The sequence below is a fragment of the Arthrobacter sp. HS15c genome (assembly GCF_040812005.1).
In the GTDB taxonomy this organism is placed as follows: domain Bacteria; phylum Actinomycetota; class Actinomycetes; order Actinomycetales; family Micrococcaceae; genus Arthrobacter.
Window position 1 is genome coordinate 230706 of sequence record NZ_JBFOHM010000006.1, and the last position, 22843, is coordinate 253548.

Annotated in this window: 20 protein-coding genes; 8 read left to right on the top strand and 12 right to left on the bottom strand. The window is 68.0% G+C overall.

Features of this window, described 5'->3' with window-relative positions; translation table 11 throughout:
- Positions 1–18: 18 nt before the first annotated feature.
- The 3 genes from ABV518_RS11980 to ABV518_RS11990 all read right to left on the bottom strand — a co-directional run bounded on the left by ABV518_RS11980 (position 19) and on the right by ABV518_RS11990 (position 2446).
- Positions 19–990, bottom strand: coding sequence for a DUF6707 family protein (locus ABV518_RS11980; RefSeq protein WP_367767304.1), 972 nt, complete (start codon positions 988–990; stop codon positions 19–21).
- Between the two features lie 86 nt (positions 991–1076).
- Positions 1077–1616, bottom strand: coding sequence for an NUDIX hydrolase family protein (locus ABV518_RS11985; protein WP_131133519.1), 540 nt, complete (start codon positions 1614–1616; stop codon positions 1077–1079).
- Positions 1617–1711: 95 nt separating this feature from the next.
- Positions 1712–2446: a VOC family protein gene (locus ABV518_RS11990; protein WP_367767305.1), complete on the bottom strand. Its 735-nt coding sequence runs from the start codon at positions 2444–2446 to the stop codon at positions 1712–1714.
- Positions 2447–2533: 87 nt separating this feature from the next.
- Here ABV518_RS11990 and ABV518_RS11995 point away from each other — a divergent pair, with 87 nt between their 5' ends.
- Together ABV518_RS11995 and ABV518_RS12000 are read left to right on the top strand one after the other, a co-directional pair.
- Positions 2534–3136: a YdeI family protein gene (locus tag ABV518_RS11995; RefSeq protein WP_367767306.1), complete on the top strand. Its 603-nt coding sequence runs from the start codon at positions 2534–2536 to the stop codon at positions 3134–3136.
- A gap of 152 nt (positions 3137–3288) precedes the next feature.
- Complete coding sequence (locus tag ABV518_RS12000) at positions 3289–5295, top strand: glycoside hydrolase family 32 protein (protein WP_367767307.1); 2007 nt, start codon at positions 3289–3291, stop codon at positions 5293–5295.
- A gap of 36 nt (positions 5296–5331) precedes the next feature.
- On the opposite strand, the gene ABV518_RS12005 is transcribed toward ABV518_RS12000, so the two are convergent.
- From ABV518_RS12005 to ABV518_RS12025, 5 genes are all read right to left on the bottom strand, one after another.
- Entirely contained in the window at positions 5332–7269 is a 1938-nt protein-coding gene (locus tag ABV518_RS12005; RefSeq protein ID WP_367767308.1) for a glycogen debranching N-terminal domain-containing protein, read from the bottom strand.
- Positions 7270–7374: 105 nt separating this feature from the next.
- Positions 7375–8532: an ABC transporter ATP-binding protein gene (locus ABV518_RS12010; protein WP_367767309.1), complete on the bottom strand. Its 1158-nt coding sequence runs from the start codon at positions 8530–8532 to the stop codon at positions 7375–7377.
- Positions 8529–10121, bottom strand: a complete 1593-nt coding sequence (locus ABV518_RS12015) for an ABC transporter permease (protein WP_367767310.1) — start codon at positions 10119–10121, stop codon at positions 8529–8531. Before ABV518_RS12015 ends, ABV518_RS12010 begins: the two co-directional genes overlap by 4 nt.
- 4 nt (positions 10122–10125) lie before the next feature.
- Positions 10126–11178 (bottom strand): iron ABC transporter substrate-binding protein, encoded by a 1053-nt coding sequence (locus tag ABV518_RS12020; protein WP_367767311.1) that lies wholly within the window; start codon positions 11176–11178, stop codon positions 10126–10128.
- A gap of 166 nt (positions 11179–11344) precedes the next feature.
- Entirely contained in the window at positions 11345–12550 is a 1206-nt protein-coding gene (locus ABV518_RS12025) for a glycoside hydrolase family 76 protein (protein WP_367767312.1), read from the bottom strand.
- Positions 12551–12687: 137 nt separating this feature from the next.
- On the opposite strand from ABV518_RS12025, the gene ABV518_RS12030 reads away from it, so the two are divergent.
- Together ABV518_RS12030 and ABV518_RS12035 are read left to right on the top strand one after the other, a co-directional pair.
- Positions 12688–13494, top strand: a complete 807-nt coding sequence (locus tag ABV518_RS12030; RefSeq protein WP_367767313.1) for a 3-hydroxyacyl-CoA dehydrogenase — start codon at positions 12688–12690, stop codon at positions 13492–13494.
- Entirely contained in the window at positions 13491–14717 is a 1227-nt protein-coding gene (locus ABV518_RS12035; RefSeq protein ID WP_367767314.1) for an acyl-CoA dehydrogenase family protein, read from the top strand. Before ABV518_RS12030 ends, ABV518_RS12035 begins: the two co-directional genes overlap by 4 nt.
- A 75-nt stretch (positions 14718–14792) precedes the next feature.
- Here ABV518_RS12035 and ABV518_RS12040 read toward each other — a convergent pair whose 3' ends face one another.
- Positions 14793–15617 (bottom strand): DUF1684 domain-containing protein, encoded by an 825-nt coding sequence (locus ABV518_RS12040; protein ID WP_367767315.1) that lies wholly within the window; start codon positions 15615–15617, stop codon positions 14793–14795.
- A gap of 148 nt (positions 15618–15765) precedes the next feature.
- Here ABV518_RS12040 and ABV518_RS12045 point away from each other — a divergent pair, with 148 nt between their 5' ends.
- From ABV518_RS12045 to ABV518_RS12055, 3 genes are all read left to right on the top strand, one after another.
- Entirely contained in the window at positions 15766–16446 is a 681-nt protein-coding gene (locus ABV518_RS12045) for an NADPH-dependent F420 reductase (protein WP_367767316.1), read from the top strand.
- Between the two features lie 143 nt (positions 16447–16589).
- Positions 16590–19412, top strand: coding sequence for a phosphoenolpyruvate carboxylase (ppc, locus tag ABV518_RS12050; protein WP_367767317.1), 2823 nt, complete (start codon positions 16590–16592; stop codon positions 19410–19412).
- A 143-nt stretch (positions 19413–19555) separates the two neighbouring features.
- Positions 19556–19861, top strand: coding sequence for a hypothetical protein (locus ABV518_RS12055; RefSeq protein ID WP_367767318.1), 306 nt, complete (start codon positions 19556–19558; stop codon positions 19859–19861).
- Positions 19862–19878: 17 nt separating this feature from the next.
- On the opposite strand, the gene ABV518_RS12060 is transcribed toward ABV518_RS12055, so the two are convergent.
- Complete coding sequence (locus tag ABV518_RS12060; RefSeq protein ID WP_367767319.1) at positions 19879–20496, bottom strand: DedA family protein; 618 nt, start codon at positions 20494–20496, stop codon at positions 19879–19881.
- Between the two features lie 51 nt (positions 20497–20547).
- Positions 20548–21168 (bottom strand): hypothetical protein, encoded by a 621-nt coding sequence (locus ABV518_RS12065; protein WP_367767320.1) that lies wholly within the window; start codon positions 21166–21168, stop codon positions 20548–20550.
- Positions 21169–21253: 85 nt separating this feature from the next.
- Between ABV518_RS12065 and ABV518_RS12070 the strand changes: the two genes are divergently transcribed.
- A complete protein-coding gene (locus tag ABV518_RS12070) occupies positions 21254–21784 on the top strand; it encodes an O-acetyl-ADP-ribose deacetylase (RefSeq protein ID WP_367767321.1) in 531 nt (176 codons plus the stop codon).
- On the opposite strand, the gene ABV518_RS12075 is transcribed toward ABV518_RS12070, so the two are convergent.
- Positions 21756–22724 carry an RluA family pseudouridine synthase gene (locus ABV518_RS12075; RefSeq protein WP_367767420.1) on the bottom strand — a complete coding sequence of 323 codons (969 nt, stop codon included), beginning with the start codon at positions 22722–22724 and terminating at the stop codon, positions 21756–21758. The genes ABV518_RS12070 and ABV518_RS12075 overlap by 29 nt on opposite strands.
- Between the last annotated feature and the right edge of the window lie 119 nt (positions 22725–22843).

The following is a 22843-nucleotide window of genomic DNA, read 5'->3' on the forward strand; positions in this document are numbered from 1 at the left end:
TCCGCAGGGAGGGCGGCCTCAGGCGCGGACGGCCTCAAGCTCGTTGCTGATCCGGCGCTGCAGCTCGCCCGCGCCGATGGTCTCCGAACCCCCGTGTGCCCGCAGGAACAGCAGGGATTCGAGCCGCAGCAGCCGCCATTCGCGCTCGGCCTCGTGGTTGGAGTTATCGATCGAGCGGAAGATCTCTTTGTCGTAGAGGTTGGGCTCATTGAGTGAACGCTGGCGGACCTTGGCGTTCATCCGGGCCTTGAACGGATCCGTCTCCTGGCTCTCCGGCGTGCGCAGCAGCTTCTCGTACACTTCCGCGCGGTCCACCTGGCCCTCCTGCCGGCAGATGTAGCTGGACAGCGCCAGCGACGCCTCCACCGACGCCCACCGGCCGGGGTTGCCGTCGTACGGGAGGACGTTCAGCAGGTCGGCTACGGCCAGCGAGCCTTCGGGGTCCTTGAGGGTGATGAACAGCTCGTGCGCGAGGTCGCTGAGGTCCTTCAGGCAGCTGCCGGACTTGACGTTGATTCCCTTGGCCAGCCTGTCGGCCAGCAGCATCACGCCCTCGGAGTCCGGGTGCGATTCGGCGGCGGTCTCGACCACGGCTTCCGGCGTGCCCTTCGGCGCGGGAATCAGCGCGAGTTCCTCCTCGGACGGGCCGCTCACCCCCGGCGGGATGGCGGGCAGGGGAGGTACGACGACGGCGGGAGCCTCCGCCGCTGCCTCCGCCACTTCTGTGGGGTTCCCGGCGACGGGAAGCAGGGCGACGGCGTCGGGCGCGGTGTCCAGCACCTTGACCGAGGAGCCGGCGGCGATGCGCACGGTGCCGCCGCCGGAGAGGCTGGCGAGGACGATCGCGGGGGTGCCGAAATCGTCGGACTCGACCTCCACATGCTGGATTTCGGCGGTGCGTTCGCCGTCGGGCAGCAGGAGTTCATCACCGGTGGTCAGGGATCCAGCCTGCTGTTCGCTGTAGTGCCGGGCGGCTGGGGTTTCGGTCATGGGAGTCCTTAAGTTCTCTTGCGTTCCGCCCTACAGTCTACAAAGGCGGGTGCCGGAAGTCGGGGACGCCGGGATATCCGAGAGGGTCAGAAGCCCACGCCGGCGAACGCGAGCGCCTGGCGGATCAGGGCGCCGCGGCCCCCGCTGAATTCGAGCTGGACGCCCGGGCTGAGCACTTCCTCGGGGGTCATCCAGGTCAGTTCGAGGGCGTCCTGGCGGGGCTCGCATTCCCCGGTCACCGGGATGACGTAGGCCAGCGACACGGCGTGTTGGCGGTCGTCCGTGAACCCGGTCTGGGACGGGGCGGGGAAGTATTCGGCCACGGTGAAGGGCACCGGGCTGATGGGCAGCTGCGGGAAGGCCAGCGGGCCGAGGTCCTTCTCCATGTGGCGCAGCAGTGCCGCACGGATGGTTTCGCGGTAGATCACGCGGCCCGAGACCAGCGAACGGATCATGGTGCCGTCTTCGTCGGCCTGCAGCAGGGTGCCCACTTCGTTCACGAACCCCAGGGGATCGAGCCTGACCGGAACCGCCTCCACGTAAACCATGGGGAGCCTCCCGCGGGCCTCAAAGAGGTCCTCTTCGGAGAGCCAGCCGGGATTGGGGTCAGGTGTGCGAACGTTCATGGTTAAGTTCTACCGCATTGGAGCGCCGCGGACCGGCGAGGAGTGAGCTCTCGGCGTAAAGCGTCGTCCGAAACGCCGAAACGTCACCCCTCGATTCAGCGCTTCGAGATCCAGATCGTGGCAGCCGCAGAGGATTGTTCGTCCGCATCCGGGTTGGACACGTGCAGGGTGCGCCCGAACGCCTCCTCCGTCAGCCGGACCTGATGCCCCGCGTCGGTGAGGCGGCCGTGCAAGGCGGCGAGGTCGCCGTCGTACTCAAAGCCCAGGCCGGCCCGCGGCGCCCCCTCGGCGGGGCGCACCATCAGCACTCCGCCGTTCTTGGCCGCGAAGTCGGCGGTTTCGTCGTCATCCGGGAAGGGGCGGAAGTGGGCGCCGATATCGCGCAGCGTCTGCGCCGCGGCCCCCGGATCTTCGGTGAACCAGACCTCGACGACGGCGAGGCCCGGGTCCGCGTTGGACGAGGTCGCCCAGGTGCCGTCGGCAGCCCGGGCAGCGGGATCGGCGAGGAAGCTGAAACCGTCGCGGCCCGTAATCCGGCACGAATCGCCATGGTCCGCCTTGACGAGTTCGGCCGGAACGGTGCCTGATTCCTCGCCGGCCAGGTTGGTGCGCCGGGCAAACTCCGCGAGGTCGCCCACCTCCACACCGAAAACGGTGGTGCCGTCCTCCGCGGAGCCCGGCGCTGCCTCGTGCAGCGCCAGCCGCCCCGAACCGGCATCAAACTCGCGCCAGGAGCCATGATCCGCGGTCTTGGCCAGACCCAATCCGGTGAGCAGCCGCTCCCAGGAGTCCAGCCGGGACGTGAAATGGACAGGGCGCGAACGCAGCATGTGATTCTCCTGGACGGAAGGAAACGGCGCAGATACGGCCATCATGCCATGACTTGCTTCGGGTGGCACCGGGGGCAGAATGGGTGCATGGCCATTGAACTGGAGGAACTGCTGGTGCCGGACGCTGCCGCGTGGCGGACCTGGCTGGAAGCGAACCACGCCGACAGCCCGGGCGTGTGGCTGGTGCTGCATAAAAAAGGCGGCGGCGTCACCGAGCTGGACTACGAGGCGGCCCTCCTGGAGGCGCTCTGCTTCGGCTGGATCGACGGCCAGGCCAGGAAGCGCGACGCCGAAAGCTCCTTCCAGCGCATGACCCGCCGCGGTCCCAAAAGCCCCTGGTCCGAACGGAACGTCGAACGGATAGCGCGGTTGGAGGACGCCGGGAGGATGACCGACGCCGGCCGTGCCGCCGTCGACAGTGCCAAGGCGGACGGCCGCTGGGATGCCGCCTATGCCGGGCCGGCCACAGCTGAAATGCCGGCGGACCTGGCCGCTGCCATCGCCGCCGTTCCAGCGGCCCAGGCCATGTTCGACGTCCTCACCTCGGTGAACCGTTTCGCCCTGATCTACCGGACAAATTCGGCCAAACGGCCGGAAACCCGGAGCAAGCGGATCGCCGGTTTTGTGGACATGCTGGCCCGCGGCGAAACACCGTATCCGCAGAAAAAGCGCCCCGCAACCACTCCGTGACTGCAGCAGGCTGGTGGTTCGGATCCCGCTGCCGTTTTAGCGCGGCCCCGCAGGACCCTGTAGAATTGATGGTTCCGTAGCGCTGGTGCCGTCTCCCGACATGGGGGACGGCACTTGTGCGTTTACCGACCGATTGGCTCAACATGGTCCGCATGTTCCCCAAAATCAGCCCCCGCATCAGCCTGCGCCGACCGCTTCCGTGGGTGCTCGCTGCCGCCGTGGCTGCCCTCGCCCTGGTGGTTTCCGTCCTGGTGGTCTCCAACACCAGGACCGGATCCGCGGCCACTGCCGACGGCGTCCTCGACGGGGTCTCGGCAGCCCAGGACACCGCGCGCGGGAACCACGGCACCTACGCGTCCCTGTGGCTGAAGGGCAACGACCGGACCCTCGAACAGCAGGCCGGGACGCTCCGCGCCGAGGGCGCCGACGACGTCCGCGTCATCGAGTGCGGCACCGCCTGGCTGGCCGGGGTCCGGGTGGACGGGCAGGTCTTCCTTCGCAGCAGCGACGCACGCGACGCCGTCGAACAGGACCCCGCGAAGATCCGGCTGCCGGACTGCATCAGCGCCGAAGCCCGCGACTCACTGCTGGCGGACCTGGGCGTGCCGCGGGAATGGTCGGGGCCGGATGCCGGGCGGCTGGCCGCGCCCGCTGAAGACCCCGGTTACCGGCCGGCCTACCACCTGACCCCCGAGAAGCGCTGGATGAATGATCCGCAGCGGCCGTTTTTCCTCGACGGCGCCTGGCATTACTACTACCTCTACAACGCCGACTACCCCGAGGGAAACGGCACAGAGTGGTTCCACGCCACCAGCACAGACCTCGTCCATTGGAAGGATGAGGGCGTGGCCATCGGGAAGTTCCGGAACGGCCTGGGCGACATCGAAACCGGCACCGCCGTCGTCGACACCGAAGGGACCGCAGGCTTCGGCAAGGGCGCCGTGATCGCCGTCCTCACCCAGCAGGATGCCGGTGTCCAGCGCCAGTCGCTCTTCTTCTCCACGGACCAGGGCCACACGTTCACCAGCTACGAACAGAACCCGGTCATGGACAACCCGGGGGAGGAGCACTGGCGTGATCCCCGCATCCTCCGCGACGAGGAACACAACCAGTGGGTCATGCTGCTCGCGGAGGGCCACAAAATCGGTTTCTACACGTCCACCGACCTCAAGGCCTGGACGTACGCCTCCAGCTTTGAACGGGACGGGCTGGGCATCCTCGAATGCCCGGACTTCTTCCAGCTGGACGTCGACGGCGATCCCGCCAAACGGACCTGGGTGCTGGCCGCCGGCGCCAACGGTGCCGCGGAAGGCCGGACCACGGGAACGGCCTACTGGACCGGATTCTGGGACGGCAAGGCCTTTGCCGCGGCGGATGAACAGCATCAGTGGCTCGACGCCGGCGCGGACTTCTACGCGGCCGTGACCTGGGACGATCCGCGGCTGACGGACGGGCAGCGCAAAGCCTCACGTCATGCCATCGGCTGGATGAACAACTGGGCCTACGCCCGCCAGCTGCCCACCGAGGGCTGGTACGGCGCCGATTCGGTGGTGCGGGACATCCGGCTGCAGTCCGACGGCGGCCGGCCCACCCTGGTTTCGGTCCCGACGCCGGCCCTCGGGTCTCTGGAAGGACCGCCCGAGCAGGTGCCCGCGCAGGAACTCGACGACGGCGCCAGCGCACGGCTTCCGGTTCCGGAGTCCGGGGCCTTCAAGCTCGACATCGAACTTCAGAACAGCGGAGCCGACGCCGAGGCGCGGCTCCAGCTGCAAAACGGCGAAGGGACGTACGCCACCGTGGGCTACGACTTCCGGAACGGAACCGCGTTTGTGGTCCGGGACGGGGATGCGGCGTCCACGGGCGAGGGCGCCAAACGGTCGGCACGCGCCGAGGCTGCCGCCGCCGGGAAGGCGCAGGAAAAGGTGGACGACGCGTACCGCCAGGCCCGCTCGGTGGCGAGTCCCGCCGTCGACGGAAAAGTGAAGCTGACCATTTACATTGACCGGTCCTCCGTGGAGGTTTTCGTCAATGGCGGGCAGCAGACGCTGACCTCGCTCGTGTTCCCGCAGGAGGGCCCGGCCGCCGCCAGGCTGGCCAGCGTGGGCGGTTCTGTCTCACTGACCGGAGCGAGGGTCACGCCGCTGGCCGCCACCAGGTAACTGCCACCCGATGACGGCCAGGTAGCGCCTTTCAATTCAGCGCAGCCCGCCCAGCGCCTGCGCCAGCACCACGGCCGACGCCGAGGACCATGCCTGCGGGTGGCAGGACGCCGGGTACGGCACAGCCAGGCTTGATTCGGCAGCGGTGACGCCGGCAAACAGTTCCGGCAGGCGGTACCCGAAAGCAGCCGAGGCGGCCAGCAGGCCTTCTGCGAGGGCTTTGGCTTCGGACGTGAAGCCTTCGGCCAGCAGGCCGCGGACGGCAATGGCAGTGTCGTGGCTCCAGACGGAACCGCAGTGGTAGCTGAAAGGCCAGAAACCGGCCGCCCGGTGCGATAGCGTATGCAGGCCAAACCCGGAAAACAGCTCCGGGCTGAGCAGCCGTGCGGCCACGTGGCGGGCTTCGGTGGGGCCGAGGATGCCGGTACCCAGCAGATGGCCCATGTTGGAGCCGGGGATGTCCAGGGGCGTGCCCCGGCCGTCCAGGGCCATCGCCGGGTAGGGGCCCTGGGCGTCCTCCACCCAAAAGCGTTCACGGAACCGCCGGGACAGGGCTGCGGCAAAGTCCCGCAACTCACCGGCGCCCGGTTCGCCCACGGCGTCCAGCAGTTCGGCCGTTGCCGTGGCCGCCTGGTGGGCGTACCCCTGGACTTCGGCGAGGGCGATGGGGCCCTCCGCCAGCCGTCCGTCCCGGAACTGCATGGCGTCGCCGGAGTCCTTCCAGCCCTGGTTGCTCAGGCCATGGCCGCTGACGTCCTGGTATCTGAGGAAGCCGTCGCCGTCCGCTGGCCCGGCGGAGGCCAGCAGGCATTGCGCAGCCCGCTGCGCGGCGGGCAGCAGGGCGCGGACGGAGTCGTCCGCCTTTCCCGTGCGCCACAGCTCGCCCAGGAGGCACAGCCAGAGCGAGGTCGAGTCAACGGCACCGTAGTAGACCGGAGGCAGGCGCAGGCCTTCGCTTTCGAGGACGAGTTCCTTGGCCCGCAGCTCATGCAGGATCTTGCCGGGCTCCTCCGCGGAATCAGGCACGGTGGCCGAGCCCTGGAACTCCGCGAGGGTACGCAGCGTCCCCGTGGCGAGGCCAGTGTCCAGGGGCAGCAGGAACCGAGCCGCCCACAGGGAATCGCGGCCGAACAACGTGAAATACCAGGGTGCGCCGGCCGCCATGAAAGGCGCATCGGGCAGCCGCCGCGTTGCCATCCGCAGGCCGTCCAGTTCGTCGAGCGAGTTCTTCAGCAGCGTGCGCAGCGGTCCCGCCGGGAGGGCCATGGCGGGAACGGCGAGGGACGACGGCGCCGCGGCCACCACAGCGCTCTCCGTCTCGTCCAGTACGGCCTGCCACTCGGCGTCGAAAGGCCGTCCCCGGCCGGCGGTGCCGTGCCACAGGAGGCGCGTGACGTCACCGCGCGCGCCGCCGGAAGGCCCGTCCACAGCACCGTCCACAGCACCGGCCGCCGAGGCGGACGCTCCGCCGTTCCTCCCCGGCGCGGAAATGGCGAGGGTGCGGCCGTCGTTGTGCCAGCGCAGGGAGTGGTCGTCGGCCGGCTCCGGGCGCTGTGGCTTCGCGAACCGGCTGAGGCGGATCGCTGCCATGTCGGTGAAATCGGCGGCCAGGTCCACGGCCAGTTCCAGGTCCAGCGAGTCCAGCGAGGTGCCCACCTTCAGCGAATGACGGACCACGCCCGGCGTGACGGTCCAGGTCTGCAGGACTTCGACGGCGGGATCGGCCGTGTGTCCTTCGATGCCGCGGATGAGTCCCCGGACGCGGAGGACGCCGCCGGGAGCGGACTCCACCGTGACTTCCTCCGGGCTGAAGCCGTTGACGGTCACGGTGGCCTGGCACAGCATGCGGGTGTCCCCGTGGAGGAGGCCGCTGAAGCCGCCGTCCTGGGCCAGCCGGCCGTTGGCGTCCAGCCAGAGCTGCGTGGGTGCGGCGACGGTGCAGTGCTGGCGGTGGAGGCCGGGCTGAACACTCATGCGCCCCACCTTACGCCCGGCGGACTCCCGCTTTGCGGACCCCTCCGGGCCAGTCGCCGGGCGGAACCCAGGCTGCAGAGCGGAACTCGGCCGCCCGGTCGGCTCTCAGTCGTCCAGCGGGAAGGCCACGGCCTCGCCCACCACGCGCAGGCAGAGCTCCATGCCCGGCCGCGCAATGGACGCGTTCCAGTGGCGGATGGTGATGACCTCGCCGCCCCCGGGGTAGCGGTGGTCTGCTCCGGAGGCCAGTTCGGGAGGAACAGCCAGCTTGAGGCGGACAGTGGTCTCGGGGCCGAAGTAGTCGGTGTCCACCACCACGCCGCGGATGGGGCCGTCCTCGGCGATACGGATCTGCTCGGGCCGCAGCATCAGCTGGACGCGGCCCTGGGCGGGCGGCCTGCGGACGGGGATGCCGCCCAGTGAACACGTGGCCAGGGAGCCTTCCAGCCAGGCATCCAGGATGACGGCGTCGCCCAGGAATTCTGCGGTGGCACGGTCCGCCGGGCGCGTGTACACCACAAAAGGGTTGCCGATCTGGGCCAGCTTGCCGCCGCGCATCACGGCGACCTGGTCTGCGAAGGAGAGTGCTTCGGCCTGGTCGTGGGTCACCAGGATGGTGGTGACGCCAGCCTGGTTGAGTACCTTGGCCACCGCCCGCCGGGTGGCCACACGCAGGCCGGCGTCCAGGGCGGAGAACGGTTCGTCGAGCAGCATCAGCTCAGGTTCGCGGGCCAGGGCGCGGGCCAGGGCAACCCGCTGCTGCTGGCCGCCGGAGAGCTGGTGCGGCCGCCGCTTGGCCATGGCCGGATCCAGGGAGACCATCTCAAGTAGTTCGCTGATCCGGCCCGCCACCGCGCGGCGCCCGCCGTCGAGCTTTCCTGCGTCCAGGCCGAACGCAACGTTCTGGCCCACCGTCAGGTGGGGGAAGAGGGCGCCGTCCTGGGCCACGTACCCCACCTGGCGTTTATGCGCAGGCAGCCAGACGCCGTCGCCCGCCACCTTGGTGCCGTTCAGCGAGATGCTGCCCGTCGCGGGGTGCTCAAAGCCGGCGATGAGCCGCAGCAGGGTGGTTTTGCCGGACCCGGAGGGACCCACAATCGCGGTGGTTCCGCCTTTGGCGACGGACAGGTTCACGCCTTTGAGGACGGCCTGGGAGGCGAAATTCTTGGTGACGTCCGTGATCTGCAGGTGGCTGTTGGTGGTGGGCGCCACCGACGCCGCGATCCGCGGTTCCGGGAGCCGGGAAGGGGATTGTTCGGTCACTGTCCGGCCACTTTCTTGGACTGCTGGAAGAGGAGGTAGGTCATGGGGGCGGAGAGCAGGATCATCAGCAGGGCGTAGGGTGCCGCGCCCGCGTAGTCGATCTCGCTGCTCTTGCTCCAGAATTCGGTGGCGAGTGTCCGCGTGCCGTTGGGGGAGAGCAGCAGCGTGGCGGTCAGCTCGTTGGCGATGGCCAGGAACACCAGGGCCGCGCCGCCCGCCGCGGCCGGTGCCGTGAGCCGCAGCGTCACCCTGACGAACGACAGGAGCGGCGGTTTGCCCAGGGCCTGCGCAGCTTCGTCGAGTTCCTTGGGGGCCTGGGCCAGGCCGGCGCGCAGGTTCACCAGCGCCCGCGGCAGGAACAGCAGGACGTAGGCGGCCACCAGGACCCCGCTGGTCTGGTAGATGCCAGGGACCACCCGGATGCTGACGGTGACGAACGCCAGCCCCACCACGATCCCCGGGAGGGAACTGGTGACGTAGTTGGAGAGCTCCAGGGCCTTGCTGAACCACCCGGGATGCCGCACGGCCAGGTAGGCCATGGGGAACGCGACGGCGGTGGTGGCCAACGCTCCGGCCAGGCCGTACCCGAGGGTGGTCAGGAGGGCCGGCAGGAATTCGTCGGCAGCCCAGATCGCGGCCCCTCCGGCGGTGATCCAGCGCAGGACAAAGAACACCGGCAGCCCAAAGGCCAGGGACGTCAGGGCAAACAGGGACAGCTGCGCCGGAACCTGGTACGCGTGCAGCGGCAGGCGCAGGGCCCGGGCCTGGGCTCCGGAGCCGATCCGGGCGTAGCGGGCCGTGCCGCGGCTCCGCACTTCAATGACCAGCAGGACCAGGCAGAAAAACACCAGGACGCTGGCGAGCATGTTCCCCGCCGTGCCGTTGAAGGTGGACTGGTACTGGACCATGATCGCGGTGGTGAAGGTGTCAAAGCGGATCATGGCGAAGGCGCCGTATTCGGCCAGGAGATGGAGGGACACCAGCAGCGCGCCGCCGGTCATGGCGATCCTGAGCTGGGGGAGGACCACCCGGAAGAACACCCGCCAGGCACCGAGCCCCAGTGCGGCCGCGGACTGTTCGATGGCCGGGTCCAGCCGGCTGAGCGTGGCTGCGGCGGGGATGTAGACGAGCGGGAAGTAGGACAGGGTGGCGATCAGCACGCCGGAGCCCAGCCCCTCCAGGGACGGAACGGCGGACACCCAGGCGTAGCTGTTCACAAACGCCGGGATGGCCAGGGGCGCGGCCAGCAGCACGGCCCAGATCTTGTGCCCGCGCAGTTTGGTGCGTTCCACCAGCCAGGCACCGCCCACACCCAGGACGAGGCAGAGCGGTACCGTCACCAGCGTCAGCAGCACCGTGTTGAGCAGCAGTTCGCCCACCCGGGGCCGGAAGATCAGTCCGACGGCGGTGTCCCACCCGGTTGCCGACGTCATGTAGACGACGTACCCCAGTGGAACGAGCGAAAACAGCGCGATCAGCACGGCGAGGATGGACACCGCGGAAACGCCGAAAGGCGGGCGGGGGCTGTTGCCCCGGCCCGCCGCCGTCGTGCCCTTCCTTGAAGGAGGAGCCGATAGATCAGATGTCACAGAATTACAGGAGTCCTGCCTTGGTCATCAGCTCGGTGACCTTTTCGGAGTTCAGCTTGGCGGGATCCACGGTGGGAGCCTGCAGCTCGGCGAGCGGAACCAGCTTCTCGTTGGCCGGCACGTCGGAGGCGATGGCGTACTCGAACGACGTGCCCTTCTGCAGGACTTCCTGGCCCTTCTTGCCGGTGATGAACTTCAGGAACGACTGGGCAGCCGCAGCGTTCTTGGACGTCTTCAGGACGCCGCCGCCGGAGACGGACACAAACGCGCCCGGATCCTGGTTCTTGAAGTAGTACGGCGTGACGTTCTTGGAGTTTTCGCCGGTCTTCGCCTGGTCGCCGTAGTAGTAATAGTGGTAGATCAGCGCGGCGTCGACTTCGCCGGCGTTGACTGCCTTCATGGCGGTGCTGTTGCCCTTGTAGGCCTTGAAGTTTTCCTTCATGCCCTTGAGCCATTCTTCAGTGGCCGCTTCGCCCTTGAGTTCCAGCAGCGCGGAGACGATCGCCTGGAAGTCGGCGCCGGACGGTGAAGCGGCCCACTTGCCCTTCCACTCCGGGTTGGCCAGGTCCAGCATGGACTTGGGCAGCTTGTCTTCGGTCAGCTTGGCTTTGTCATAGACCAGGACGGTGGAGCGGGCGGCGATGCCTGTCCACTTGTTGGTGCTCGGGCGGAACTCGGCCGGAACCTGCTCAACGGTTGCCTTGTCGACGTCGGCAAAGAGGCCGGCGTTTTCCACCTGGGCCATCGCGGGCGAGTTCTCGGTGAGGAAAACGTCGGCAGGTGAGGCTGCGCCTTCCTGGACGATCTGGTTGGACAGCTCGGTGTCCGACCCCTGGCGCATGGTGACCTTGATGCCGGTCTCAGCCGTGAAGGCGTCGATCCATTCCTTGGTCAGGCTTTCGTGCTGCGCGTTGTAGACCGTAATCTCGCCGGCGCCAGCGGCGGCCGAGGAGGAGCCGGTGGCTGCCGGGGTGGTGCTGCCGCCGCAGGCGGTCAGTCCGAGGGCTGCGGTGGCGGCGAGTGCGATGCCGGCCAGCGCGCTGTTGCGGATCTTCATTGAGGGCTGCTTTCTGGGGAAAAGTCTGCTGGACCGAGGGGTCCGCATGGGCCGGGATCGGGGGGAGTGCCCACTCGAGAAACTGTAGGTTAGCCAAACCTAAGCGTCCAAGCCCATAAGGGCTTAAGTGAGCAGGATCACATCAATTACGGAACTGTTGCATGACTTAATTACCCGGTGGCTGCTGGTGGACTGTCGCGGCCGCCTCCAGCATCATCCATGCCTGCAGCTGGGTGGAAAGTTCGACGGCGGCACCCGGCGGATACGTGTCGGCCCCTGGTATTTCTGGCAGGGAGGAAAAGAGCAGTTTCCCCGCGTACCGTGCCAGCGGTTCGGCGTCAGTGATGGGGCGGCGGCCGTCCCAGAAGGCGTCCGCGGTGTCGATGACCAGCCGGGCTGCGGTGGCCCGGACGGCCGCTGGGAGGCGGGCGTCGGCCGAGGCGATTGCCAGGTAGCGGGCCAGGATCCCGGTGAAGAGTCCGCCGTCGCCCGTTCCGTCGCAGCGGAGCACCTGCGTTCCGGGTGTGTCCGGGCGTGGGCGGGTCAGGTGCTGTTCCACCGCCTTCACCACCGTGGCCGCGCGGGCCAGGTTTGCCTCGCCGCCGAGCTCCAGCAGGGCGCCGAGGACCGGTCCCTGGTTGTACGTGTACACGGCGCTCTCCACTATGACCTCCCCGTTGCTGCTGATCCGCACACCGTCCAGGTAGAGGCCCTGGTTCGGGTCGAAGAGCCTGGCATCCAGCCAGTCCAGCAGGGCCTGGGCCTTGGCCGGGTTCCCGGTGCGGGCGTAGTACAGGGCCACGGGCGCGGTGGCAGGAGTGTTCTTGAAGTCCCGCTTTTTGCTCCAGAAAGTGCCGCCGCCAAGGTCGTCCGTGGAAGCGGAATCAAACTGCAGGGTGAGGGTCCTGCGGATACGGGCGTTGCGCCGCCGGCCGGGCCTGCGCGTCTCCTCGGCCAGTTTCTCCAGCCGGAGCGTGGACAGGGCCAGCCAGGCCATGTCGTCGTAGTAGTTGTTGACGAACGTGAGGAGGTTCCGCAGCCGGATGCCTGTCACCAGCTGCGAAGCCAGCGCTCCTGCGCTGGGGCGGTCCGGTCCGTCGAAGCGGGCAGCGGGCGTGGCGCCGTTGCCCAGTTCGCGGCGGCCGGTGTCCACCAGGCAGTCAACGTAGTGGGCCTGCCACCAGTAGTGCCACGGGCGGAAGAGGTTTTCTACCCGCTTTGAGGGCCGCTGGACGGCCGCGATGTGGGTGCCGGGCAGGAAAAACAGCCGCTGCCCGAAGATCTTGGTGACTGAGCGCGCGGCCTCCGTTGCCCGGGCGGCGCGGTCGACCGGCCCGTCGGCGGGCGGAAGTTCGGCATCCTGCGGCATCATGCGCTCCAGCCTATCCGGGCCGCGGATCCGCCCGGGAAGGCGGATGAATAGTGCGCCGCGTCACAATTTCAGTTAACATTCACTAACTAATGTTCCCGGTCCGGACAGATATGCCCGGCTCGCATCAAGGAGGATGGATGGACATCAACGGTGCTGTCGCGCTGATCACGGGCGGGGCGTCCGGGCTGGGCGCGGCCACGGCCCGGCGCCTGTTCGACGCCGGCGCCTCAGTGGTGCTGATCGACCTGCCGTCCTCCGCGGGCGCGGCCTTTGCCGCCGAACTGAACGGGGCCGGCGGTTCCGGGGACGGCGAGGGCAGGACCGCCGTCTTTGCCCCCGCGGACGTCACCAGCGAATCAGACGTCCAGGCCGCCGTCGACACCGCCGTTGCCCTGGGGCCGCTGCGTATCGTGGTGAACTGCGCCGGCATAGCCACGCCCGGCAAGGTGCTGGGGCGTGACGGAGTCCTTCCGCTGGATGCGTTCAGCCGGGTGGTCCAGGTGAACCTCGTCGGCACGTTCAACGTGCTGCGGCTGGCCGCCGAAGCCATGGCCGCCACGAAACCCGCCAGCACTGACCTCGGCGGCCCGGAACGCGGCGTCATCATCAACACGGCGTCAGTCGCCGCCTTCGACGGGCAGATCGGCCAGCCCGCCTATGCAGCCTCCAAGGGCGCCGTCGCCGCCATGACCCTGCCCATCGCCCGGGAACTGGCGCGCTCCCTGGTGCGGGTGGTGACCATCGCCCCGGGCATTTTTGAGACGCCCATGATGGCCGGGCTGCCGCAGGATGCCCAGGATTCGCTGGGCCGGCAGGTCCCGCATCCCTCCAGGCTCGGCAAGCCGGCCGAATACGCCAACCTTGTGGCCCACATCGTGGAAAATGCGATGCTCAACGGTGAAACCATCCGGCTGGACGGCGCCATCAGGATGGGGCCGAAATGAGCCTCGCTCCCGCGGCCGCGCAGCTGCCCTCGCCTGAGTCCCTTCCCACGGCAGACTTTTTCGACTTCGAATCGCTCCTCAGCCCTGCCGAACGCAGCAAGCTGGCGGAGCTCCGGGAGTTCCTGGCCACGGAAATCGCCCCCTACGCGACCGACTGGTGGAACAACGCCGAGTTCCCGGCCCATATCCTCCCCAAGCTCGCTGCGCTTGAACTGAGCACACCGGCCCAGCGCGGCTACAGCCACCTGTTCGCGGGGCTGGTTATCGCCGAGATGACCCGCGTGGACACGTCAATCGCCACGTTTTTCCTGGTTCACCACGACCTCTTTGTCGAGTCCCTCTACGCCTTCGGTTCGCAGCAGCAGAAGGACCGGCTGCTCGCGGAAGCGTCGAGCCTTCGCACCACGGGTGCGTTCGCGCTCACCGAGCCCGGCCACGGGTCGGACGTCGCCGGCGGCATGGAGACCCGGGCGCGCCGCGTTTCGCGGGCCACCGGACAGCCCGACGGCGACGGCGACACCTGGGTGCTCAACGGCGCCAAGCGCTGGATCGGCAACGGGACGTTCTGCGACTACCTGCTGGTGTGGGCCCGCGACGAGGCGGACGGCGCTGTGCGGGGTTTCATTGTGGATGCCGCACTGCCCGGAGTCAGCCGGAGCCGGATCGAACACAAAATCGCCCTGCGGACCGTCCAAAACGCAGACATTGTCTTCGAGGACGTCCGCGTCGCCGAGGCTGACCGCTTTGCCGGCATCTCGAGTTTCGAGCACACCAACCAGCTCCTGAAAGGCTCGCGGATCATGGTGGCCTGGCAGGCCGTGGGGCAGCAGCTGGCGGCCTTCGACGTTGCCCGGCAGTACGCCGTCGAACGCCAGCAGTTCGGCCGGCCGCTGGCGAAGTTCCAGCTCATCCAGCAGCAGCTGGTCACCATGCTGGGCAACGCCGTGGCCAGCATGGGCATGATGTCCCGGCTCGCCCAGCTCCAGGAGGTCGGCGGCGCGGACATGGCCCAGGTAGCGCTCGCGAAGTCGTACTGCAGCGCCCGGATGCGCGAGACCGTGGCGATGGGCAGGTCCATCCTGGGCGGAAACGGCATCGTCACCGACTACCGGATGGCGAAGATTTTTGCGGACGCGGAGGCCATCTACACCTATGAGGGCTCGTTCGAAATCAACACCCTCATTGTGGGCCGGGCCATCACCGGGGTCTCCGCCATCGTCTGACCCCCGGGCCCGGCGCGAACTTGCAGCTAATACCCTCAAAACGCGATTTTGCGGGTATTAGCTGCAAGTTCGCGCTCAGTCGGTGAGCATCGGGTCCTTCTCGCCGGCTTCGATCCGGTAGTCCAGGCTGTTGTTCTTCACCGGCATGGGGCACGTCCCGTACGGCGTAAAGGCGCTCGGGTAGTTGATGGCGCGGTTGAAGTCCAGGACCACCGAGCCATCCGGCCTGGGTCGGGCCGTGGAAACCTTCCGCCAGTCGTCCGTCGAGTCGCCGTTGGTCTCGTCGTGGAACGTGACGGTGAGGGCGCCGAGCTTCTCCTCCTCCGCCTGCAGGTGGAACTCGTGGTCCTTGCCAGGCAGTCGGAACACCAGTTCCCCCACAGACCGGTGCACGCCGTCCACCAGCGGGTTTGCTGTGCTGATGGGAACGTCCACCGGCTCGGGATAGGGCCGGAAGCTGGCCTCAACCACCAGGTCCGGCCGGTAATCGAAGGCGGGTACGCCGCCGAACTCCATAAAAACCGGGGAACCGGCGTCCCTGGTGCGGATGGCATACTTCCCGGCCCGCATGGCAAGTTCCACCACCACCTGGCTGCCGCCGGCACCGCCGAACTGCACCCACATCAGCGATTCCTCGTCCAGCAGTGCCGCCGTCACTGTGCCGTCTACAGGCTCCCCGGTGTCCACGAGCGTGAGCCCGTCCTCCGCAGAGGCGGTGAGTGCCGCCGTCGTACCGTCCGTTGACCAGAGGCCAGGGACAAGTTCGACGCCGGCGGGCCGGGTTTCGAGCCACTGGAACGAGGTGAGGGTCAGCCAGCCGTGCGGTGCCGCGAGTGCCCTGTTGCGGTTGGCGCGGAAACGCTGCCAGCGTTCCAGTTGGGCGTCGGGTGCGGTGTTCATGGTTCCTCCTGGACGTCGTGGCCCCGGCTACAACCCCGGCGGCCCACGGTTCATTCCATCACTGACCGGGCCAGCTTGCCTTGCGGCGCAGGGGGAGTAGCGTCGGAACCGGAAGCGGCTTTGCACCGTGCGATGGAACGGAGGAACCATGAAGATAGCGGTCCTGGGGACAGGCACCGTTGGCCGGGCCCTGGCGGGGGCGCTGGCCGGGCTGGGGCACAGCGTGGTCATGGGCACGCGGGATCCCCAGACAACGTTCGCGCGGTCCCGCCCGGATGCGATGGGCGCCCCGCCGTTCAGCGAATGGCACGCCGCCAACCAGGAGATTCCGCTGGAAACGTTGGCCGACGCGGCCGCTGCCAGCGAGCTGGTGGTCAACGCCACCAACGGGGCCGGTGCACTGAATGCCTTGGGCCTGGCCGGGTCTGCCAACCTCTCCCGCAAAGTGCTGATGGACGTATCCAACGCGCTCGATTTCTCCCAGGGCAGGCCGCCGGTGTTGAACCCGGTCAACACCGACAGCCTCGGCGAAAGGATCCAGCGCTCCTTCCCGGATGCCCGTGTGGTCAAGACCCTTAACACGATGAACGCAGGCCTGATGGTCGATCCCGGACGGCTGGACGCCGGAGACCATTCCGTCTTTGTGTCAGGCGACGACGCAGAAGCCAAAGCGGTGGTCAGCGGCCTCCTGCAGGAGCTGGGGCACCGGGACATCATCGACCTTGGCGACATCACGTCCGCCCGCGGCGCCGAAATGATGCTGCCGGTGTGGTTGCGCCTTTCCGGAGCCCTGGGGACCTTTGATTTCAACTTCAAGATCGTGCGCTGAAACACCCGGAACGGCAGCGACACTATCTGAGACGGATTCCCCGGAGGCGGCCCCGTGCGGGTAGCATCTTTAGCTAGTAACGTGGCTCACAGGTATCCAGCGCAGTGTACGAGCCAAGTCCGAACCCTCGAAAGATAGTTTCCATGGCTGACACTGCAATAAATTCCGAAACTGACCTCGCTGCCGAGCTGCGGGCAGACGTCCGGCGCGTCTCCACGCTGCTGGGCGAATCCCTGGTGCGCCAGCACGGGCCCGAGCTCCTGGACCTGGTGGAGCAGGTGCGCCTCCTCACCAAGGAGTCCAAGGAAGCCGCCCGCGGCGGCGCGGATGCCACCGGACCGTGGAGCGCGCACGACGTCGTCGCCCAGGTCCGCGAACTGCTGGGCTCCCTGCCGATCGAGCAGGCAACCGACCTCGTGCGGGCGTTTGCCTTCTACTTCCACCTCGCCAACGCGGCCGAGCAGGTCCACCGCGTTCGCGGCCTCCGGACCCGGGCGGAGAAGGACGGCTGGCTCGCGAAGGCCGTATCCGACATCGCCGGCCAGGCCGGGCCCGCCGTGCTGCAGGAAGTGGTGAACGGGCTGGACGTCCGCCCCATCTTCACCGCCCACCCCACCGAGGCGTCGCGCCGCTCCGTGCTGGATAAGATCCGCAAGCTTTCCGACGTGCTGGCCCAGCCCTCCCAGGAGGGCACCACGGCCCGGCGCCGGCAGGACCGCCAGCTGGCCGAAATCATTGACCAGATGTGGCAGACGGACGAACTCCGCCAAGTCCGGCCCACCCCCGTGGACGAGGCCCGCAACGCGATCTACTACCTCGGCAGCATCCTCACCGACGCCATGCCCGAGATGCTCACCGAGCTCTCGGAACTGCTCGGCGAACACGGCGTCACCCTCGCCCACCAGAACGCGCCCATCCGCTTCGGTTCCTGGATCGGTGGAGACCGGGACGGCAACCCCAACGTCACGGCGGCCGTCACCCGCGAAATCCTGCAGATCCAGAACCAGCACGCGGTGCGGATCAGCATCGGCATGATCGATGAACTGATCTCCATCCTCTCCAACTCCACCGCGCTCGCCGGCGCGGACAAGGAGCTGCTGGACTCCATCGACGTCGACCTGAAGAAACTCCCGGGCCTGGACCGCCGCGTGCTCGAGCTCAACGCCCAGGAGCCCTACCGGCTCAAGCTGACCTGCATCAAGGCCAAGCTGATCAACACGGGCAAGCGCGTGGCCTCCGGCGCCGTGCACGAGCACGGCCGGGACTACAGCGCCACGGACGAGCTCCTCGCCGACCTCGAACTGCTGGAACTCTCGCTCCGGAACCACTCGGCGTCGCTCGCTGCCGACGGCGCCCTGGCCCGCGTCCGCCGCGCCGTGGCGTCCTTCGGCCTGCACCTGGCCACCCTGGACATCCGTGAACACGCCGACCACCACCACGACGCCGTCGGCCAGCTGATGGACCGGCTCGGCGGCCCGGGCCTGCGCTACGCGGAACTGAGCCGGGAGGAGCGCTTTGAGGTGCTGGGGTCGGAGCTGGCCTCACGCCGCCCGCTGTCCGGCCACCCGATCAAGCTCGACGGCGTGGCCGACGGCACCTACGACGTCTTCCGCGAGATTCGCCGGGCCCTGCGCATCTACGGCCCCGACGTCATCGAGACCTACATCATTTCCATGACCCGCGGCGCGGACGATGTCCTGGCCGCCGCCGTCCTGGCCCGCGAGGCCGGCCTGGTGAACCTGTTCGGTGAGAACCCGCACGCCAAGATCGGGTTCGCCCCGCTCCTGGAAACAGTTGAGGAACTCCGGGCCTCGGCCGAGATCGTGGACCAGCTGCTGTCCGACCCGTCCTACCGCGAACTGGTGCGGCTGCGCGGAGACGTTCAGGAAATCATGCTCGGCTACTCGGACTCCAACAAGGAATCCGGTGTGATGACCAGCCAGTGGGAGATCCACAAGACGCAGCGGAAACTCCGCGACGTCGCCGCCAAGCACGGGGTCCGGGTGCGCCTGTTCCACGGCCGCGGCGGTTCCGTGGGCCGCGGCGGCGGACCCACCTATGACGCCATCATGGCCCAGCCCAACGGCGTGCTCGAGGGCGAGATCAAGTTCACCGAACAGGGTGAGGTCATCTCAGACAAGTACTCGCTGCCGGAACTGGCCCGCGAAAACCTCGAGCTGTCCCTGGCGGCCGTTCTGCAAGGCTCGGCCCTGCACCGCGACCCCCGCACGTCCGATGACCAGCGCGAACGGTACGGGCACGTTATGGAGACCATCTCCGACGCCGCTTTTGACCGGTACCGGAAACTGATCGACGACCCGGATCTGCCCGCCTATTTCATGGCCTCCACCCCGGTGGAGCAGCTGGGCTCCCTCAACATCGGCTCCCGCCCGTCCAAGCGCCCGGATTCCGGCGCCGGACTCGGCGGCCTGCGCGCCATCCCGTGGGTGTTCGGCTGGACCCAGTCGCGGCAGATCGTGCCGGGCTGGTTCGGTGTGGGCTCCGGCCTGAAGGCTGCCCGGGAAGCCGGAAACTCCGCCCAGCTGGTGGAGATGATGGAGAACTGGCACTTCTTCCGCTCGGTCCTCTCGAACGTGGAAATGACGCTGGCCAAGACCGACCTGGATATCGCCGGGTACTATGTGGCCACCCTGGTCCCCGAGGAACTGCACCACCTCTTCCGTGCCATCCGCGAGGAGTACGACCTCACGGTCTCCGAGATCCAGAACCTGACCGGCGAAAACGTGCTTCTGGACGCCCAGCCCACGCTCAAGCGGTCCCTCGAGATCCGCGACCAGTACCTGGACCCCATCAGCTACCTGCAGGTGGAGCTCCTCCGCCGCGTGCGGGCCGGCCAGGGTGCCGAGGGCGAAACCATCAGCGGGGCCGAGATCGACGAACGCCTCCAGCGGGCCATGCTGATCACCGTCAACGGAGTCGCGGCGGGCCTCCGTAACACCGGCTAACCACGACGCTCTCTCACTTTCTGTCGGTTTTTCATGAACGCTCTTGCACCTGGTGCAAGAGCGTTCGTGCTTTTTCTGCAGAAAGTGAGAGAGCGTTTTTGGGACGTGGGGGACGGGGAGGCGGCCGGGATAGGGTTGACGGCATGCCTTCATTCCAGACCCGCCTGAAAATCACCGGACTGAAGCCTGGCAACCCGCCCGAAGCGGTGATGGCGGCCGCCGTCGAGGCGCTGGAGACCCGCCACCATGTGGAGTCCAACCAGCTGGAACTGGCCGGCGGTGTCCCGCAGCTGAACCTCCGCTTCCTGGTGGAGGCCACCGAGTACAACGGTGAGAACCAGCAGGCGCGGGAGTCGGCAGCGATGATGCGCGACGCCGTCGAACGCGTTGCGCTGACCGGCTCGCTGATGGTCCTCCGCCGGAACCGCGGCCGCTGGGCGCCGGTCTAACCTCAGTCGCCGGGACTTCAGTCGCCGGGCGCGGGCTCGTCCACGGGGGAGCGGGTGCCGCGCCGCCGGGTCACAATGATTCCGACGACGATGCCGATCAGCAGGCCGAGCACCACGCCGATCAGGGAGCTGGCCCAGAACGGCAGGCGGGTGGCGGAGCCGGTGAAGTAGCCGAGCCCCACCAGCCAGCATGCCCAGAGGATGGCGCCGAGGCCCGCGCAGAGGCTGAAGCCGCGGACCGAAACATCGGCGATGCCCGCGGCTGCCGACGTCGCCAGCCTTCCGCCCGGAATGAACCGGACGCCGATGATGGCGCCGTAGGTGGTGGAGCGGCCCGCCTTGGCAATAGCCGCGTGGATTCCTGCGTGGAATTTGCGGCCCCAACGCCACCGGTCCAGGACATGGCTGAGGCGGCGTTTGAAGAGCTGGAACACCACCATGTCGCCGAGCCAGGAAGCCAGGGCGGACAGGGCACCCACCAGGAAGACGTTGGCCCGGCCGTCGGCGGAGAGGGCTCCGCCGGTAATCACCACCATCTCGGACGGGATGGGCGGGAAGATGGCATCGCCGAGGACCACGGGGATGATCCAGAAGTAGATCGCCGCCCCCCAGCTGTCCGCGTTGCCAAAGTCCATGGCCACAAAGTACCGCACTTTTCAGCCGGCGGGACGGTGTGCGCCCCCTCGTTAGTGACGGTGGCTGAGGTGCCGGGCGGCCAGGAAGTACCAGTAAGGCCAGGCGACCCAGGCAGTGGCGCCCACTGCTATTCCGGCGCCCCCGATGCCCCAGCGGAACCATTTCGGCGCCCGCCCGACGACGGCCACCCCAGCCACCGGGAGGGCAGCCACCAGCGCCCCGCCGATGAACTGGCCCAGTTTTGCCAGGTCCCGGGGGTAGCCGCCCGCCTTGTACAGCGCCCGGTTGGCCAGCAGGAACCAGGCGGCCTGGACCACCATGGCCCCGACGCTGATGCCGGTGGATGGGGCGAACTCGAGTTTCTTGAAGACAAGCAGAAATGAGCTCGCAGCCCCGGCGCCCGAAGCAACAATGACCAGCCATTTGGCCGCCTCGGAGCCGGGCGTCCGGCGAAGGCGCCGGTGGACCTGGACTACCACGGGGATGATCACCAGGTTGAAGACGCCTCCGGTGGCGTCGTTGATGGTGCCGAAGATATAGGGGCCATCCTGGGGGACTTCGATGGCGTACATGGCACCCAGAGTGGCCACGCCCACGACGCCGAGGCCCGCGGCGGCGTAGGCGAACTTGGCGGCCGTCCGGTCCCCGGGGATCTCGATGAGCGTGTCCATGGGTCTCCTCACCCTGGCGCGAATACCCACAGGATATTCCTGCCCCGGCCTGTCATCCAGAGGTTTCCGGTGGGACACTGGCGGCATGCGGATCCAGGTTCTCGAGGGCGACATCACCACCCGCTCCGTGGACGCAATCGTGAACGCGGCGAACTCCATGCTGCTGGGCGGCGGCGGTGTGGACGGGGCGATCCACCGGGCTGCCGGGCCCGAGCTGCTGGCTGCCTGCCGCGAACTCCGGTCCAGGGAACTGCCGCACGGGCTCCCGGTGGGGGCCGCCGTCGCCACCCCCGGGTTCCGGCTCCCGGCGCGCTGGGTCGTCCACACGGTAGGGCCGAACCGCCACGCAGGGCAGACCAACCGGGCGCTGCTGGTGTCCTGCTTCAGCGAAAGCCTGCGGGTGGCGGATTCGGTGGGGGCCGCTTCCATTGCTTTCCCGGCGGTGGGCGGTGGTGTCTACGGCTGGCATGGTCGCGACGTCGCCGGGGCAGCGTACGACGCCGTCAGCGGGTTTAGCGCCTCACATCCGGCCAGTGCGCTCGAGCTGGTGGAGTTTGTGCTGTTCAGCCCCGAGATGGAGCAGGCGTTCAGGGCCCTTTTTGAACAGCCTCGCTAAGTTCCAGCCGGCTGCGGTACTCCACGGGCTTTCCCGAGATCGGGTCTACGAACCTGATGCCGCGCGCCAGCAGCTGCAGGGGTTTGGTGTAGTCGTCCGGCGCCTTGTCGAGCAGGTCGGGGTAAAACGCGTCGTTCACGATGCCCAGGCCCAGCGAGGCCATATGAACCCGGAGCTGGTGCGTTTTCCCGGAGTGCGGCTCAAGGCGGTAGCGCGCAAGCCGGTGCGGCGGACGGGTGACAGGGGCACCTGCGCGAGGGCCGCCGTCGAACGTTTCCAGCCGTTCGATCCGGGTCTCCGCGTTGGGCTCGCCGTCGATCACTTCGGCCAGCAGGTAGCTCCGGGACTTGGTCATCCGGTTGCGCACCACCACCGGGAAATCGACGGCAGGGTACCCGGGGGCTGGCTCAGCGGCCGAGACGCACTCGTATTCCTTCTGCACCTGGCGCTTCTCGAAGAGCACCTGGTACCTGCCTCGGGTTTCGGGATTGGTGGACAGCAGCAGTACGCCCGCGGTCATCCGGTCCAGCCGGTGCATGGGGATCAGGTCCGGCAGCTCCAGCTGGTTACGGAGCCGGACCAAGGCCGATTCCTGGATGTACGTCCCGCCCGGGGTGGTGGGCAGGAAGTGCGGCTTGTCCACCACCAGGAGGTGCTCGTCCTGGTGCAGGATGCTGATTTCCACCGGGATGCGGGTCTCCGGCGGTAGGGAGCGGTAGTACCAGATGAAGGTGTGGTCTTCGAGCCGGGTGGCCCGGTCCAGGGCGACACCGCCCTCGCCCACGATCTCGCCGGCGTCGAACCTGTCCTCGATGCCCTGCGGATCAATGTGGCCCCAGCGGTGCATCATGTAGTCCATCGCGGTGTCCCAGGGTCCCTCATCCGGGAGGCGCAGGCGGGTGGCATTGACGCCGTCGCGCACGGGGAGGGGGGATTGCATCACCGGTCCATTCTACTTGCGGGGCCTGCTCTGCGTGCTTCGGTACGGTTGAGGCACGCAGACCAGGCCCCGCAAATGGCTGCCTAACCGACGGAAAAAAAGTTCTTGACAATAAAAGT

What these genes read in the sequence shown, in the direction of transcription:
- ABV518_RS11980 (WP_367767304.1), bottom strand. Translation starts at nt 990, where the DNA reads ATGACCGAAACCCCAGCCGCCCGGCACTACAGCGAACAGCAGGCTGGA.
- ABV518_RS11985 (WP_131133519.1), bottom strand. Translation starts at nt 1,616, where the DNA reads ATGAACGTTCGCACACCTGACCCCAATCCCGGCTGGCTCTCCGAAGAG.
- ABV518_RS11990 (WP_367767305.1), bottom strand. Translation starts at nt 2,446, where the DNA reads ATGCTGCGTTCGCGCCCTGTCCATTTCACGTCCCGGCTGGACTCCTGG.
- ABV518_RS11995 (WP_367767306.1), top strand. Translation starts at nt 2,534, where the DNA reads ATGGCCATTGAACTGGAGGAACTGCTGGTGCCGGACGCTGCCGCGTGG.
- ABV518_RS12000 (WP_367767307.1), top strand. Translation starts at nt 3,289, where the DNA reads ATGTTCCCCAAAATCAGCCCCCGCATCAGCCTGCGCCGACCGCTTCCG.
- ABV518_RS12005 (WP_367767308.1), bottom strand. Translation starts at nt 7,269, where the DNA reads ATGAGTGTTCAGCCCGGCCTCCACCGCCAGCACTGCACCGTCGCCGCA.
- ABV518_RS12020 (WP_367767311.1), bottom strand. Translation starts at nt 11,178, where the DNA reads ATGAAGATCCGCAACAGCGCGCTGGCCGGCATCGCACTCGCCGCCACC.
- ABV518_RS12025 (WP_367767312.1), bottom strand. Translation starts at nt 12,550, where the DNA reads ATGATGCCGCAGGATGCCGAACTTCCGCCCGCCGACGGGCCGGTCGAC.
- ABV518_RS12030 (WP_367767313.1), top strand. Translation starts at nt 12,688, where the DNA reads ATGGACATCAACGGTGCTGTCGCGCTGATCACGGGCGGGGCGTCCGGG.
- ABV518_RS12035 (WP_367767314.1), top strand. Translation starts at nt 13,491, where the DNA reads ATGAGCCTCGCTCCCGCGGCCGCGCAGCTGCCCTCGCCTGAGTCCCTT.
- ABV518_RS12040 (WP_367767315.1), bottom strand. Translation starts at nt 15,617, where the DNA reads ATGAACACCGCACCCGACGCCCAACTGGAACGCTGGCAGCGTTTCCGC.
- ABV518_RS12045 (WP_367767316.1), top strand. Translation starts at nt 15,766, where the DNA reads ATGAAGATAGCGGTCCTGGGGACAGGCACCGTTGGCCGGGCCCTGGCG.
- ppc (WP_367767317.1), top strand. Translation starts at nt 16,590, where the DNA reads ATGGCTGACACTGCAATAAATTCCGAAACTGACCTCGCTGCCGAGCTG.
- ABV518_RS12055 (WP_367767318.1), top strand. Translation starts at nt 19,556, where the DNA reads ATGCCTTCATTCCAGACCCGCCTGAAAATCACCGGACTGAAGCCTGGC.
- ABV518_RS12060 (WP_367767319.1), bottom strand. Translation starts at nt 20,496, where the DNA reads ATGGACTTTGGCAACGCGGACAGCTGGGGGGCGGCGATCTACTTCTGG.
- ABV518_RS12065 (WP_367767320.1), bottom strand. Translation starts at nt 21,168, where the DNA reads ATGGACACGCTCATCGAGATCCCCGGGGACCGGACGGCCGCCAAGTTC.
- ABV518_RS12070 (WP_367767321.1), top strand. Translation starts at nt 21,254, where the DNA reads ATGCGGATCCAGGTTCTCGAGGGCGACATCACCACCCGCTCCGTGGAC.
- ABV518_RS12075 (WP_367767420.1), bottom strand. Translation starts at nt 22,724, where the DNA reads ATGCAATCCCCCCTCCCCGTGCGCGACGGCGTCAATGCCACCCGCCTG.